Here is a 14521-nt window from a genome sequence, read left to right as displayed (position 1 = left end):
GATCAAGAGGAAACGGTTCGGCCGCGCCCGCGCGAGGCCGCGGACGAGCCCTGTCCACAGACGGGCCGGCGCATCGGTGCAGTGCCTGCCGTGGCTGCCATGTCTGTCAGCTCGTGAACCCCCACCACGTCCATCCGTGAGGGTGAGCCGAGGACCGATGCGCCGCAGCTCTCCGGCCGGGGCGGGAGTGATGCCCCCTCGGCCACGACGACCTGCCAGCGGCGCCCGTCCGTGTGGGCGACGGTCACCTCCCAGCGCGGCGCGCCCCCGGTGGTCCGGACGACGCTCAGGGCTTCCGCGCGCTCCTCGCCGGTCGCCGAGCGCACCGCCAGCTCCGCCGCCTGACCGGGCCGTTCCCATGCCGACCGCCCGCGACACTCCTCGACGACGACTCGTCCTTCCCGCACGCCGTGCAGGGCCTCCTTGACGGTGTGGGCCTCGACGCGTCCGTACGCGTATCCGTGCGGCAGGACGAGCAGGGTCGGCGAGAAGCGATGACCACCCAGATGGGTGACCTCCCAGGTGCCGGTCACCCCTGAGGCGGCGAGCTCCGCGGCCAGCGGACGGCCGAGCAGCGCGCAGCAGCGGTCCCGTTTGCCGTTGGTGCAGACAAGGGCGAGCGGGTCACCCGTGTGCGGCTGTCCGCCCAGAGCGCGGGCGAAGCTGCGGTGGTCGCCTCCGCCGAGCGCGGCGAAGTCGAGGTCCAGCAGCTGCCGAGGGTCGTGGGTCTCGGCGCTGTGCAGCCACACCCTGCCGGGAACGGTGTGGGCCACGTACACCTGCCGCACGGATGACACGTCGTGGTCCGCGTGGCGGCCCGGACGGCGGATGAGCGCGATGCGCACGCCCGTGCCCTGCGCAGCCGCCTCCAGGGCGCGACCCAGGGCCGGATCCAGGTGGCTCGACACCAGCGCTCTGGCACCCCAGGGCCCCGGCTGCTCCAGGAGCAACCAAGTGGTTGCCGTGGCCGCGGTTCCGGAAATGGGCTCGTCGAGATCCCGCGAGACGGTCGCGCACGTACTCACAGAGGTGAGCCTAACCTGACTTGCCGGGGCATGACCTCCCGCCGCCCGATGCGCTGAGCCATGCGGGTACGCGTGCGCGTGCCGGGGGCCTGCCGCGTGCGCTTGCCGGGCGCCTGTGGTGCGGGGGCGCTCCGGCCCTCCCAGCCGCCCAGCACGCTCGTGCGCCCGGCCGCCCACCGCCCGGCCGCCCAGACGCCCGCTTCGGCGACGGCTACGGCTGGGGCAGTGGCTCTGGCAGCGGCCGGGGTGGCTTGGGGCCCACGTAGTGGCCGCTCGGGCGCATTCGGAGCGGTCGCTCGCCGTACTCCTCCAGGGCGTGGGCGATCCAGCCGGCCGTACGGGCGATCGCGAAGATCGTCTCGCTGGCCGAGGACTCCATGCCGCATGACGCGGTCAGGACGGCGAGCGCCAGGTCCACGTTGGCGTGCAGCGGAGTATGGCGGGCGGTCGTCGCCTCGATGTCCCGGGCCGCAGCGAGAGCCGGTCCGGCCTCCGGGATCTCTTCGAGGAGGGCGAACAGGGCACGCGCGCGTGGGTCCTCGCCGGGGTAGAGCCGGTGGCCGAGGCCCGGGATCCGGCGGCCGGCCCGCAACTCCTCGGCGACCACCGGAGCGGCACTGCCGGTGTCGAGCACTTCGAGCAGCATGCGATGGGCGAGGCCGCCGGCAGCGCCGTGCAGCGGCCCCTCGATGACGCCGAGCCCGGCGGAGACCGCGGCGTACGCGTGCGCACGGGCCGATGCGGCGACGCGTACGGCGAGTGTGGAAGCGGCGAGGTCGTGGTCGACGAGCAGACCGAGCGCCGTGTCGAGGACGCGCAGTTGCGCCTCGTGCGGCGGGCGACCGCTGAGCCGGGTCCACAGCCGCCGGGCGAGCGGCCCTTCGTCGCGGCGTGCGGGCCGCTTCGTCGGCAGGGCGGCGACCAGGGTGGGGATCAGGATGCGTGCGGTACCGAGCACGGCTTCCTCGGAGAGGTCGAACCGCAGGGGATCCGCGGCCGCGGCGGCGACTGCGGCGACCCGCAGCCGGTCCATGGGCCCGCTGTGCTCGGGCAGCGCCTCGACGACGCGACGGGCGGCCTCGACGGATGCCTCGGGCGCGGTGAAGGCGGCCCCGGGGCGCAGTCGTCCGGTCCACAGCCACTCCGCCACCTCTTCGTAGGAGTGCCGGGTGGCCAGTTCGACGGCGTCGACGCCGCGGTAGTAGTAGCGGTCCTGGTCGATGAGGGTGACGCGCGTGCGCACGGACAGCTCCGCTCCGGATCCCGGAGTGCCGCCGGCCTCCCGCCTGTTGCGCCGAGCGAGAGTCTGGACCTCCTCGGCGTCGAAGGTGCTGCCCCGGCCGCCCGGCGTGCGCCGACTGCTCAGCTGACCACGACTGACGTACGCGTACACGGTCTCGGGCTTCACCCCGAGCAGTTCGGCGGCCTCCTTGGTACTCAACCGTCGTTCGGGGTGGCCGGGCCCGGGTTCCTGATCGCGCATGGGGGTCACCGTATCCACAAGGCACCTATGTTGACTGAATCAATATTGACAGGATTAAAGTCAATCATGGACAGTCGAATCAAGTTCAGGGAGGAAACAATGTCCGTCAACCTGTCCCCGGCTTCCCCCGCCGATCAACCCATCGGTCAACCCCTTGATCGGCTCGTCGATGAACCGGCCCCTCGGTCCACTGTCGATCCCGCCGTGTCGGCCCCCGCCGCACCTCGGGGACTCGCCGGCGTCGTCGTTGCCGACACGCAGGTCGGCGACGTCCGAGGGCGCGATGGCTTCTACCACTACCGGCAGTACTCCGCCGTCGATCTCGCGCGCACCCGCCGCTTCGAGGACGTCTGGCACCTGCTGATCCATGGCGAACTGCCGGACGCGCGACGCGGTGCCGCCTTCGCGGCCGAGACCGCGGCGCTGCGCAGCCTGCCCGCGGAGGTGAGCGGCGCACTGCCCGCCCTGGCGAGCGCCGGCGCGGACGCGAATCCGCTGGCCGGCATGCGTACGGCACTGTCCCTGCTCGGTGCGGCGAAGGACTTCCGGCCGGTGTACGACCTCGACGCGGCCCGGCGTCGTGCGGACACCGTCGCGGCGGCCGCAGCCGTACCGACCCTGCTCACCGCGTTGTACCGGCTCGGGCGCGGTCTCACGCCCGTCGAGCCGCGCGAGGACCTGCCGTACGCGGCCAACTACCTGTACATGTTGACCGGAGCCGAGCCGGACCCCGCCCTTGCCCGAGCGGTCGAGCAATACTTGATCTCCACCATTGATCACGGCTTCAACGCGTCGACGTTCACCGCGAGAGTGATCGCCTCGACCGGGGCGGATGTTGCCGCGTGCCTCGTCGGGGCGGTGGGGGCACTCTCGGGTCCCTTGCGCGGGGGCGCGCCCAGTCGCGCGCTGGACACCCTGGACGCCATCGGCACTCCGGACCGGATCGACCCCTGGATCCGTGATCGTGTGCTTGCCGGGGACCGCATCATGGGCTTCGGCCACGCCGTCTACCGCACCGAGGACCCACGCTCCCGCATGCTCCGTGAGATCGCGCAAGGGTTCGGAGGTCCGCGGGTCGAGTTCGCCGTCGAGGTGGAGCGGCGTGTCGAGGCGATACTCGCCGAACTCAAGCCCGGCCGGGAGCTGCACACGAACGTGGAGTTCTATGCCGGAGTGGTCATGGAGCTCTGCGGGCTGCCCCGCGAGATGTTCACCCCCACCTTCGCCGCGGCTCGGGTGGTGGGCTGGAGCGCCAACATCCTGGAGCAGGCGGAGGACTCGAAGATCATCCGTCCGGTCGCGCGGTACGTCGGTCCCAGCGCGCCGGTCGAAGTGCCCGAGGCTGCCTGAAAGCCGCGCCCGGACCTCCTGGAGCGGGCGGGCGTGAGAAAGCCCGGCGTCGTCGACGGACGCGCCGGGGCTGTTGCTCCGAAAAGGGCCTGGGTTACCGATAGTTCCTAGAGGTCTGGAATGTCAGCCTTCGCTCGGACAAGGGTCTCTCGCGTGATGACGACGATTCTCTCGTGATCGCCGCGTGAGGCGTCGGACGGAAGATCCGGGTCCAATGAGTCCGTCGCGTCCGTGCCGATGACTGCGAAATTGCCGTCGGCAAGTTCGAAGATATCGGGGCAATTGGCTCCGCTCACGCTTCCCCGAGCGCGCGGAGATGCACCGATCCGACGGATGATCTGGCTCACTGTTTCTTCCCTTGGGTCCGTTGGCTTGCGCACGACGACTGCGCGGTGCAAGGCGGGCCCTGTGGGGTGCGCTCGTCATCCGGCGGCGTAGGCGACGATCTGGTGGGGTCCTCTACGCGATCAAGCGCGAGTCAACTCCCTGACGCCTCCCCTAACTGCCCACTTGACCCGTTCGTTATGGGCCGAGGGTGTGATTCCGTACGGAGGGGTGTGAGCCCCGGAGCGTGAGCCCTCGGCCGCCGGAGTGCGCCGAGGTCTCGCGGGAGTTCACGGGCTTGGCGGCTCACCTACGACCCACCATTCGTCGCCGTCCGCCTCCTCGAGTTGTGTGAGGAGTTCGTCCACCATCCGGCCGAGTTCCGCTTCGTCCGAACCTTCGGCAATGGTCGCCCGCTGGTGTCTCGTCGCGTACCAGTACTCGCGTACCACGGGATTCTGCAGAATGCCGCGAATGTATCCGAAGAACTCCTCGCGGGATATGTTGCCGATCCTGTAGTAAAACAGTGCGTTCGTGTAGAGGGCGTTGGCGTAGAGGTACTGGCGGCGTTGCTTGGTGGAGACGGGGGCCTCGAAGAGGTCCAGCACTTCCGCCAGTTCGGGATCGTCGATGGCTTTGCTCAGCAGTTCCCAGTGCAGACGCTGCTGGTTGGCCAGGTTGGTGTGCTGCTGGGAGTGGGCGGTCCGCTCCAGGTGTTCCAGTCGTACGCGGAGCGCGTCGAGAGCGTGGCGGTGTGCCGCCATGGTGGTGAGGGCGCCCGCGGCGACGCCGGCGGCCGCGGCGGCGACGGTACCGAGTCCGCGTACCCGTCCGCGTATCCCGAACCTCTGTGTGGCCATGTCAAATACCCCCGATCGGGCGGCCGTGCGCCGGTCGTCGGGGTGCGGGTGGACATGACGGGGACCGGCGAGCGGTGGGCGGCGCTTGCCGTCTCCCAGAGTGCCGAGCGGCTCTGACCGGCGGGGGAGGCGGAGGGGAGGCGCACTGAGGGAAGCGAGGGTCGCACGCCCAGGGCGCCTTGCCCAACGTCTGCCCTGCGTGTGCCCCTGACAATCGTTCACTTCGCGGGCATTCCGGCGGCTCGTATCCTGGAGCGGTATTCGCTCCTCGTACGCGCGCCGGGCCGCGCGCCGGTGCACGCGTTGGTTTCAGAAAGGTCGCACGTGTCGCAGAGCCGCAGTCCGCAGCAGATCCCGGTCGTCGTTCTCGCCGGATTCCTCGGTTCCGGCAAGACGACCTTGCTCAACCATCTGCTGCACCACAGCGGCGGCAGCCGGATCGGTGCGATCGTGAACGACTTCGGCTCCATCGAGATCGACGCGATGGCCGTGGCCGGGGCGCTCGGCGACTCCACGGTCTCGCTCGGCAACGGCTGTCTGTGCTGCGCGGTCGACACCGATGAGCTCGACACGTACCTCGAACGGCTCGCCGCTCCCGCCCTCGGTGTGGACGTCATCGTCATCGAGGCCAGCGGCCTCGCCGAGCCGCAGGAACTCGTGCGGATGGTGCTGGCCAGCGGGCATCCGGGCATCGTCTACGGCGGGCTCGTCGAGGTGGTCGACGCCGCCGAGTTCGACGGGACGAGGGCGCGGCACCCCGAGATCGACCGGCACCTCGCCCTCGCCGACCTCGTCGTGGTGAACAAGCTGGACCGGGTGCCCGATGCCGACCGGGTGCTCGGACTGGTCCGTTCCCTCGGCGACCGGGCCGCGATCGTGCCCGCCACCTACGGCCGCATCGACCCCGAGTTCCTGTTCGACTGCCGGCCGGTCGGGGAACGCGTCGGCCAGCTCTCCTTCGACGACCTGCACGACCACGCCGCGGGCGATCACGCGGGTCATCTCCACACCGCCTACGACAGTCTCTCGTTCACCTCCGAAGTCCCCCTCGAACCGCGGCGGTTGATGGAGTTCCTCGACAGCCGGCCCGAGGGGCTGTACCGCATCAAGGGCTACGTCGACTTCGGCCCGCACGACCCGGTCAACCGCTATGGCGTGCACGCCGTCGGACCCTTCCTGCGCTTCCGCCCCGAACCGTGGCCCGCCTCCGGAGCCCGCCTCACCCAGCTCGTCCTCATCGGGTCGGGCATCGACACCGCCGCCCTCGGCAAGGAACTCGAGGCGTGCAAGGACGACGCCCCGCACGCCGACGAGCACGGCATGTGGGGCGTCCTTCGCTACGTACGCGCACCTGACGACGACGGCGTCCCGGAACCCGGAGAGGGCCGGGACGCCCGGGACGCCGAGGGAACCGACGCCCCTCGGCGCTGACCGGGCCCTAGACCGGTCCGGCCACCACCGAGACCGTCTTCGACAGCGACACGCCCGAGCCGTCTCGGCGCGGGTCCATCTCCGGCAGCTCGGCCGGCAGGCCGTTCTTCTGTGCCGCCTTGGCGGGGACGGGGCCGGCCCAGGCCAGGGACAGGCAGTCCTCGCCCTTCAGGAACCGCTGGCAGCGCACACCACCCGTGGCACGGCCCTTGCGGGGGTACTGGTCGAAGGGGGTGAGCTTGGCGGTCGTCTGGACGGAGTCGTCCAGGGTGCCGCGCGAGCCCGCGATCGTGAAGACCACCGCGTCCGCCGCGGGGTCCACCGCCGTGAACGAGATCACCTTCGCGCCCTCGGTGAGCTTGATGCCCGCCATGCCGCCCGCCGCACGGCCCTGCGGGCGCACCTGCGAGGCCTGATAGCGCAGCAGTTGGGCGTCGTCGGTGATGAAGACCAGGTCCTCGTCACCGGTGCGCAGCTCGACCGCGCCGACGATCCGGTCGCCCTCCTTGAGGGTGATGACCTCCAGCTCGTCCTTGTTGGTCGGGTAGTCGGGCACGACCCGCTTGACCACACCCTGTTCGGTCCCGAGGGCCAGACCCGGCGAGGACTCGTCGAGCGTGGTCAGGCAGACCACCGTCTCGTCGCCCTCCAGGGAGACGAACTCCGCCAGCGGCGCGCCGCCTGAGAGGTTCGGCGCCGAGGCCGTGTCCGGGAGCTGCGGCAGGTCGACGACGTTGATCCGCAGCAGCCGTCCCGACGAGGTGACCGCCCCGATCTCCCCGCGCGCGGTGGCCGGCACCGACGAGACGATCACGTCGTGCTTGGTGCGCTTGCCGTCCCCGTCCTCGGCGTCCTCCGCGTCCTGCGTGAAGGGCTCGTCGTTCGCCGTGCGGGCCAGCAGGGCCGTGGAGGACAGCAGGACGCGGCACGGGGCGTCGGCGACCTGGAGGGGCACGGCGCTGGCCGCGGTGCCCGACGACTCCAGCAGGACCGTCCGGCGCTCGGTGCCGAACTTCTTGGCCACCGAGGCCAGTTCGGCCGAGACCAGCTTGCGCAGCTCCGCGTCCGAGTCCAGGATCCGGGTCAGCTCGGCGATCTCCTCGTTGAGCCGGTCCTTCTCCGCCTCCAGCTCGATCCGGTCGAACCGGGTGAGCCGGCGCAGCGGGGTGTCCAGGATGTACTGGGTCTGGACCTCCGACAGCGAGAAGCGCTCCATCAGGCGCTCCTTGGCCTGTGCGCTGTTGTCGCTGGAGCGGATCAGCCGGATGACCTCGTCGATGTCGACGAGCGCCGTCAGCAGGCCCTCCACCAGGTGCAGCCGGTCACGGCGCTTGCCGCGGCGGAACTCGCTGCGACGGCGCACCACGGTGAAGCGGTGGTCGAGGTAGACCTCCAGCAGTTCCTTGAGGCCCAGCGTGAGCGGCTGGCCGTCGACCAGCGCCACGTTGTTGATGCCGAAGGACTCCTCCATCGGCGTCAGCTTGTACAGCTGCTCGAGGACCGCCTCCGGCACGAAGCCGTTCTTGATCTCGATGACCAGGCGCAGGCCGTGCGCGCGGTCGGTGAGGTCCTTGACGTCGGCGATGCCCTGGATCTTCTTGGAGCCGACCAGGTCCTTGATCTTGGCGATGACCTTCTCGGGCCCGACGGTGAAAGGCAGTTCGGTGATGACCAGGCCCTTGCGGCGGGCCGTGACCGTCTCCACCGACACCGTGGCCCGGATCTTGAACGTGCCGCGGCCGTTCTCGTATGCGTCCCGGATGCCGGAGAGGCCGACGATCCGGCCGCCGGTGGGCAGGTCGGGGCCCGGGACGTACTTCATCAGGGCGTCCAGATCCGCGCCGGGGTAGCGGATCAGATGGCGGGCGGCCGCGATGACCTCGCCCAGGTTGTGCGGCGGCATGTTCGTGGCCATGCCGACCGCGATGCCGGACGCGCCGTTGACCAGGAGGTTGGGGAAGGCGGCGGGCAGCGCGACCGGCTCCTGCTCCTGGCCGTCGTAGTTCGGCGCGAAGTCGACCGTGTCCTCGTCGATCGACTCGGTCATCAGGCTCGTCGCCGCGGCCTGACGGCATTCGGTGTACCGCATGGCGGCCGGCGGGTCGTCGTTGCCCAGCGAGCCGAAGTTGCCGTGCCCGTCGACCAGCGGCAGCCGCATGGAGAAGGGCTGGGCCATCCGCACGAGCGCGTCGTAGATGGACGCGTCGCCGTGCGGGTGCAGCTTGCCCATGACCTCGCCGACGACCCGGGCGCACTTCACGTAGCCGCGCTCGGGGCGCAGGCCCATCTCGTTCATCTGGTAGACGATGCGGCGGTGCACCGGCTTGAGGCCGTCACGGGCGTCCGGCAGGGCGCGGGAGTAGATGACCGAGTACGCGTACTCGAGGAAGGAGCCCTGCATCTCGTCGACGACGTCGATGTCGAGGATCCGCTCCTCGTACGAGTCGTCGGGCGGCGGGGTCTTCGTGCTGCGGCGGGCCATCGCTGCCGGCTCCTTGCTGGGGCGTGGTACGGGATCTGACGCGGACCATTGTGGACCGTGGCACTGACAGCGCGGGCGACGACCCGGCGTCGGCCGACCGGCCCGAACGTGAGGGTCTCTCCTCCACGGCTGCCCGCAGGCTACGCGATCTCGCTCTCGGCGTATGTCGTCCGGGAACTTCGGCGACCGTCCGCACGCTTGCATACAGTGGCAGGACCGGCAGGAAAACCGCGGTTTCGACGACCGCGTCCGCGATCGGAAGGGACGTACATGCCCATGGGTCACACGGCCACAGCCCAGGCAGGCTCCGGGGGCCTGACAGCGACCGAGCACCGCCTGGCCAACGGCCTTCGCGTGGTGCTCTCGGAGGACCACCTGACCCCCGTCGCGGCGGTGTGCCTCTGGTACGACGTCGGCTCGCGCCATGAAGTCAAGGGGCGCACCGGGCTGGCTCACCTTTTCGAGCACCTGATGTTCCAGGGCTCCGGCCAGGTCAAGGGCAACGGCCACTTCGAGCTGGTCCAGGGCGCGGGCGGGTCCCTCAACGGCACCACCAGCTTCGAGCGCACGAACTACTTCGAGACCATGCCCGCCCACCAGCTGGAGCTCGCCCTCTGGCTGGAGGCCGACCGCATGGGCTCGCTGCTCACCGCGCTCGACGACGAGTCGATGGAGAACCAGCGCGACGTCGTCAAGAACGAGCGCCGCCAGCGCTACGACAACGTCCCCTACGGCACGGCCTTCGAGAAGCTGACGGCCCTCGCCTACCCGGAGGGCCACCCCTACCACCACACGCCGATCGGTTCGATGGCCGACCTGGACGCGGCGACGCTGGAGGACGCGCGCGCGTTCTTCCGCACGTACTACGCGCCCAACAACGCCGTCCTGTCCGTGGTCGGCGACATTGACCCGGAGCAGACCCTCGCCTGGGTGGAGAAGTACTTCGGCTCCATCCCCGGCCACGACGGCAAGCCCGCGCCGCGCGACGGCGGGCTGCCCGACGTCATCGGCGAGGAGCTGCGCGAGGTCGTCGAGGAGGAGGTCCCGGCCCGTGCCCTGATGGCCGCCTACCGCCTGCCCGAGGACGGCACGCGTGCGTGCGACGCCGTGGACCTGGCCCTCACCGTCCTCGGCGGCGGCGAGTCGTCCCGTCTCTACAACCGGCTGGTGCGCCGTGACCGTACGGCCGTGGCGGCCGGCTTCGGCCTGCTGCGGCTCGCCGGAGCGCCCTCCCTGGGCTGGCTGGACGTGAAGACGTCCGGCGACGTCGAGGTGCCCGTCATCGAGGCGGCCATCGACGAGGAGCTCGCCCGGTTCGCCGAGGACGGCCCCACGGACGAGGAAATGGAGCGCGCCCAGGCGCAGTTGGAGCGCGAGTGGCTCGACCGGCTCGGCACGGTCGCCGGCCGCGCCGACGAACTGTGCCGGTTCGCCGTCCTGTTCGGCGACCCGCAGCTCGCCCTCACCGCCGTCCAGCGTGTGCTGGAGGTGACGCCCGAGGAGGTGCGGGAGATCGCCAAGGCCCGCCTGCGCCCCGACAACCGCGCGGTGCTCGTCTATGAGCCGACCGCCGCCGAAGCCCCCGCCGACCAGGACGAGAACGAGGAGGCGGCCCGGTGACCGAGCTCGCCACGATGGACTTCCACCCCCAGCCCCGGGCGGGCGAGGCCAAGCCGTGGGCCTTCCCGGCGCCCGAGCGCGCCGCGCTGGCCAACGGCCTGACCGTGCTGCACTGCCACCGGCCCGGCCAGCAGGTCGTCGCCGTCGAGATCCTCCTCGACGCGCCCCTGGACGCCGAACCGGCGGGCCTTGACGGCGTCGCCACGATCATGGCGCGCGCGTTCTCGGAGGGCACCGACAAGCACTCCGCCGAGGAGTTCGCGGCCGAACTGGAGCGCTGCGGCGCCACGCTGGACGCGCACGCGGACCACCCCGGCGTCCGGCTGAGCCTCGAGGTGCCGGCCTCGCGTCTGCCCAAGGGCCTCGGCCTGCTCGCCGACGCGCTGCGGGCGCCCGCCTTCGCCGACAGCGAGATCGAGCGCCTCGTCCGCAACCGCCTGGACGAGATCCCGCACGAGCTGGCCAACCCTTCGCGGCGCGCCGCGAAGGAGCTCTCCAAGGAGCTGTTCCCGGCCGGCTCGCGCATGTCCCGGCCGCGGCAGGGCACCGCCGACACGGTCGAGAAGATCGACTCCGCCGCCGTGCGCGCCTTCCACGAGCGGCACGTCCGCCCGGCCACGGCCACCGCCGTGGTCGTCGGCGACCTCACCGGCGTCGACCTGGAAGAGCTTCTCGGCGACACCCTGGGCGCCTGGACGGGCTCCTCGGCCGAGCCGCGGCCCGTGCCGCCGGTGACCGCCGACGACACCGGCCGCGTCGTCATCGTGGACCGGCCCGGCGCCGTCCAGACGCAGTTGCTGATCGGCCGGATCGGCGCCGACCGGCACGACCGCGTGTGGCCCGCGCAGGTCCTCGGCACGTACTGCCTCGGCGGCACCCTCACCTCCCGGCTGGACCGCGTCCTGCGCGAGGAGAAGGGCTACACCTACGGCGTCCGCGCGTTCGGGCAGGTCCTGCGGTCCGCCGCGGACGGCTCGGGCGCGGCGATGCTCGCCATCAGCGGCTCGGTCGACACCCCGAACACCGGTCCCGCCCTGGACGACCTGTGGAAGGTGCTGCGCACCCTCGCCGCCGAGGGGCTGACGGACGCCGAGCGCGACGTCGCCGTGCAGAACCTGGTCGGTGTGGCGCCGCTGAAGTTCGAGACCGCGGCGGCCGTCGCGGCCACGCTGGCCGACCAGGTCGAGCAGCACCTGCCCGACGACTTCCAGGCCACGCTGTATCAGCAGCTCGCCTCCACCGGCACGGTGGAGGCCACCGCGGCGGCAGTGAACGCCTTCCCGGTGGACCGGCTCGTGACCGTCCTCGTGGGTGACGCCGCCCAGATCAAGGAGCCCGTCGAGGCGCTCGGCATCGGCGAGGTGAAGGTCGTGCCCGCGGAGTAGCTCCCGCCAACGACGCGCGCGTGCAGGGGCCCTGGTCGGCGAAAGCGTCACCAGGGCCTTCGCATGTCCGAATTGAGACGGAGGGCGCCGTCTGCCCTGTGGGATGCGCTACAAAACCGGGGATTCGTTTGAGGATCGAAACCCGCGCCGCTTAGCGTCATCCGGACTGTTCGTCAGGCAGTGCGCCGCAGCCGCGGCACCGGACAGTCATCGCCGAGTCCCCGTACGGCGCGAGCCAGGGGAGCCGGGGACCCACTTGTGAAGTCCCTGGGGTGAATCGGACGCCCGCGCGTGAGGCGAGGGTGCCCGTAGGAGACCTTCCTGCTCCGAACCCGTCAGCTAACCCGGTAGGCGAGAGGGAAGGAAAGGACACCCCCAACTTCATGGCGTTCACCTGCGCCACCGGGAAGCACCGTCGGCCCGGCCGGACGCAGCGCGGCACCGTCCGCGCGGCGGGCATCGCGGCGCTCACCACCACCGGTGTCATGGCCACCGTCGCCTCCACACCGGCCTTCGCCGCCGAGCCCACCCCCGAGCAGACCGGGCTGATCCCCGTCGTCGCCGCCGGCGAGTCCGTCGTCGACCAGATCGACGACCAGGTCGCCGTGCAGAAGCAGGCCGCCTTCGAGGAGGCCGCCCGGCAGGCCGCCGCCAAGAAGGCCGTGGAGGAGCGCGCCGCACGCGTGCGTGCCGCCCGTGAGGCCGAGCGCAAGCTCCTCAACACCTTCGTGTCGCCGATCACCGGCTCCTACGTCTCCACCGGCTACCAGGCCAGCAGCTCGCTGTGGTCCTCCGGCAGCCACACCGGCATCGACTTCCACGCCGCGAGCGGTACCTCCGTGCACGCGGTCGGCTCCGGCACTGTGGTCGAGGCAGGCTGGGGCGGGTCCTACGGCAACCAGATCGTCATCAAGATGAACGACGGGACGTACACCCAGTACGGTCACCTGTCGTCCATCGAGGTGTCGGTGGGCCAGCAGGTCACCCCCGGCCGGCGGATCGGCCTGTCCGGCGCGACCGGCAACGTCACCGGCCCGCATCTGCACTTCGAGGCTCGCACGACGGCGGAGTACGGCTCGGACATCGACCCGGTCGCCTATCTGCGCAACCACGGCGTGAACGTCTGACGCTCCGCGACGACGGATCGTCCCGCCCCGGCCACCCGGCCGGGGTTTTCGTCGTTTACGGGGCACCGCTGTCCAAAAAATATCCCTGGATTCCGGCCCGCCATCGGAAATTCCCGCGCATTGCAATAGAGTCACGGAACACACGTCAATCGTCGACGTTTCACGGGGATTAAGGCGGAGGTCCGTCATGCGTATTCCGGCGCACTCGGTGTGCACGGCCGTTCGGGACGACATCGTCGCGGGCGTCTACGAGCGCGGCAGCCGCCTCACGGAGGAACTCCTCGCCCGCCGCTACGGCGTCTCCCGTGTCCCCGTCCGGGAGGCGCTGCGCACGCTGGAGGCCGAGGGCTTCGTCGTCACGCGGCGGCACGCGGGCGCGTGCGTCGCCGAACCGACCGAGCAGGAGGCCGCCGACCTCCTGGAGATGCGGATGCTCCTGGAGCCGCTCGGCGCCGCCCGGGCCGCACAGCGCCGCACCGAGGCCCATCTGAAGGTGCTGCGCGGCCTCGTCCGGCTGGGCCAGGAGCGGGCCAGACGTGGCAACAGCGACGACCTGCGCTCTCTGGGGGGCTGGTTCCACGAGACCCTCGCCCAGTCCTCGGGGAGCCACGCCCTGACGTCGATGCTCACCCAGCTGCGCCACAAGATCTCCTGGATGTACGCGGTGGAGGCGCCGGCCGATCCCGTGGAGTCCTGGGCGGAGCACGGTGCGATCGTGGACGCCGTGGCCCGCGGCGACGGCGAGCGCGCCCGGGCGGTCACTTCGCTGCACACGGAACGGTCGACGGCCGCGCACCGGCTGCGCTTTTCCGGCGGATCCGAGCGCGCCGACCGCGTGAGGACTTCGCAACCTCCCGTAAACATGACGGGTCTGCGGAATTAACACGAGGGCCGTATACAAAGAGGGAGTAATTCGCGGGGGGTAATTCCTGCTGCCCCGAAGGGGAATCGGAGCGGGAATTAAGAAGGGCTCGCCCGGCAATTCGGGCGAGCCCTTCGGGATGCGCGCGACGCCTGAGCGGCGCCGGGCATCACGTCCGTCGGTCAGACGGTCTCGGGAAGCTCCTCGAGCCCCTCGGCGACCAGCTTCGCCAGCCGGTCGAGGGCGGCGTCGGCGCCGTCGGCCTCGGAGGCCAGGACGATCTCCTCGCCGCCCTGGGCGCCCAGGCCGAGGACGGCCAGCATGGAGGCCGCGTTGACGGGGTTGCCGTCGGCCTTGGCGATCGTCACCGGGATACCTGCGGCCGTGGCGGCCCGGACGAAGATGGAAGCGGGGCGGGCGTGGAGGCCCTCGGCCCAGCCGACGTTGACGCGGCGCTCAGCCATGTGATGCTGCCCTTCAGTGTTCAGGTTGTCTAGACCAGTGTTCCACACGCGAAGCGTATGAGGGAGGGGCTGTGTCGCCCTCCCGGCGTGGTCGCCGGATCGCGGCCT

Annotated in this window: 12 protein-coding genes and 1 riboswitch; of the genes, 6 read left to right on the top strand and 6 right to left on the bottom strand. The window is 71.0% G+C overall.

Going from position 1 to position 14521, the window contains the following annotated elements; all coding sequences use genetic code 11:
• Positions 1 to 2 precede the first annotated feature (2 nt).
• Both Saso_RS32310 and Saso_RS32305 read right to left on the bottom strand, forming a co-directional pair.
• A complete protein-coding gene (locus Saso_RS32310; protein WP_189927701.1) occupies positions 3 to 1025 on the bottom strand; it encodes a sucrase ferredoxin in 1023 nt (340 codons plus the stop codon).
• Positions 1026 to 1236: 211 nt separating this feature from the next.
• Positions 1237 to 2508, bottom strand: a complete 1272-nt coding sequence (locus Saso_RS32305) for a citrate/2-methylcitrate synthase (protein ID WP_189927700.1) — start codon at positions 2506 to 2508, stop codon at positions 1237 to 1239.
• Between the two features lie 204 nt (positions 2509 to 2712).
• Between Saso_RS32305 and Saso_RS32300 the strand changes: the two genes are divergently transcribed.
• Positions 2713 to 3858: a citrate synthase/methylcitrate synthase gene (locus tag Saso_RS32300; protein ID WP_189927699.1), complete on the top strand. Its 1146-nt coding sequence runs from the start codon at positions 2713 to 2715 to the stop codon at positions 3856 to 3858.
• 107 nt (positions 3859 to 3965) lie between these two features.
• Here the strand turns inward: Saso_RS32300 and Saso_RS32295 are convergent, their stop codons facing one another.
• Positions 3966 to 4205, bottom strand: coding sequence for a hypothetical protein (locus Saso_RS32295; RefSeq protein ID WP_229901555.1), 240 nt, complete (start codon positions 4203 to 4205; stop codon positions 3966 to 3968).
• 267 nt (positions 4206 to 4472) lie between these two features.
• Positions 4473 to 5042 carry a DUF6082 family protein gene (locus Saso_RS32290; RefSeq protein ID WP_189927698.1) on the bottom strand — a complete coding sequence of 190 codons (570 nt, stop codon included), beginning with the start codon at positions 5040 to 5042 and terminating at the stop codon, positions 4473 to 4475.
• Between the two features lie 324 nt (positions 5043 to 5366).
• On the opposite strand from Saso_RS32290, the gene Saso_RS32285 reads away from it, so the two are divergent.
• Positions 5367 to 6473: a CobW family GTP-binding protein gene (locus Saso_RS32285; protein ID WP_189927697.1), complete on the top strand. Its 1107-nt coding sequence runs from the start codon at positions 5367 to 5369 to the stop codon at positions 6471 to 6473.
• Positions 6474 to 6480: 7 nt separating this feature from the next.
• Here the strand turns inward: Saso_RS32285 and Saso_RS32280 are convergent, their stop codons facing one another.
• A complete protein-coding gene (locus Saso_RS32280; RefSeq protein ID WP_189927696.1) occupies positions 6481 to 8955 on the bottom strand; it encodes a DNA gyrase/topoisomerase IV subunit A in 2475 nt (824 codons plus the stop codon).
• A gap of 270 nt (positions 8956 to 9225) precedes the next feature.
• Between Saso_RS32280 and Saso_RS32275 the strand changes: the two genes are divergently transcribed.
• The 4 genes from Saso_RS32275 to Saso_RS32260 all read left to right on the top strand — a co-directional run bounded on the left by Saso_RS32275 (position 9226) and on the right by Saso_RS32260 (position 13970).
• Entirely contained in the window at positions 9226 to 10575 is a 1350-nt protein-coding gene (locus Saso_RS32275) for a M16 family metallopeptidase (protein ID WP_189927695.1), read from the top strand.
• The gene (locus Saso_RS32270; RefSeq protein ID WP_189927694.1) at positions 10572 to 11960 is read left to right on the top strand and encodes a M16 family metallopeptidase; all 1389 of its coding nucleotides are present in this window, start codon (positions 10572 to 10574) and stop codon (positions 11958 to 11960) included. The genes Saso_RS32275 and Saso_RS32270 overlap by 4 nt, the downstream gene beginning before the upstream one ends.
• A 201-nt stretch (positions 11961 to 12161) precedes the next feature.
• Positions 12162 to 12329: riboswitch (cyclic di-AMP (ydaO/yuaA leader) on the top strand.
• Between the two features lie 14 nt (positions 12330 to 12343).
• A complete protein-coding gene (locus Saso_RS32265) occupies positions 12344 to 13087 on the top strand; it encodes a M23 family metallopeptidase (RefSeq protein WP_189927693.1) in 744 nt (247 codons plus the stop codon).
• Positions 13088 to 13274: 187 nt separating this feature from the next.
• Complete coding sequence (locus Saso_RS32260) at positions 13275 to 13970, top strand: GntR family transcriptional regulator (protein WP_189927692.1); 696 nt, start codon at positions 13275 to 13277, stop codon at positions 13968 to 13970.
• 161 nt (positions 13971 to 14131) lie between these two features.
• Here Saso_RS32260 and Saso_RS32255 read toward each other — a convergent pair whose 3' ends face one another.
• Positions 14132 to 14413, bottom strand: coding sequence for an HPr family phosphocarrier protein (locus tag Saso_RS32255; RefSeq protein ID WP_020125117.1), 282 nt, complete (start codon positions 14411 to 14413; stop codon positions 14132 to 14134).
• Between the last annotated feature and the right edge of the window lie 108 nt (positions 14414 to 14521).

It is taken from the genome of Streptomyces asoensis, assembly GCF_016860545.1.
GTDB lineage: Bacteria > Actinomycetota > Actinomycetes > Streptomycetales > Streptomycetaceae > Streptomyces > Streptomyces asoensis.
This window is presented reverse-complemented; position numbering and strand designations above follow the sequence as displayed.

What these genes read in the sequence shown, in the direction of transcription:
- Saso_RS32260 (WP_189927692.1), top strand. Translation starts at nt 13,275, where the DNA reads ATGCGTATTCCGGCGCACTCGGTGTGCACGGCCGTTCGGGACGACATC.
- Saso_RS32290 (WP_189927698.1), bottom strand. Translation starts at nt 5,042, where the DNA reads ATGGCCACACAGAGGTTCGGGATACGCGGACGGGTACGCGGACTCGGT.
- Saso_RS32305 (WP_189927700.1), bottom strand. Translation starts at nt 2,508, where the DNA reads ATGCGCGATCAGGAACCCGGGCCCGGCCACCCCGAACGACGGTTGAGT.
- Saso_RS32265 (WP_189927693.1), top strand. Translation starts at nt 12,344, where the DNA reads ATGGCGTTCACCTGCGCCACCGGGAAGCACCGTCGGCCCGGCCGGACG.
- Saso_RS32255 (WP_020125117.1), bottom strand. Translation starts at nt 14,413, where the DNA reads ATGGCTGAGCGCCGCGTCAACGTCGGCTGGGCCGAGGGCCTCCACGCC.
- Saso_RS32275 (WP_189927695.1), top strand. Translation starts at nt 9,226, where the DNA reads ATGCCCATGGGTCACACGGCCACAGCCCAGGCAGGCTCCGGGGGCCTG.
- Saso_RS32280 (WP_189927696.1), bottom strand. Translation starts at nt 8,955, where the DNA reads ATGGCCCGCCGCAGCACGAAGACCCCGCCGCCCGACGACTCGTACGAG.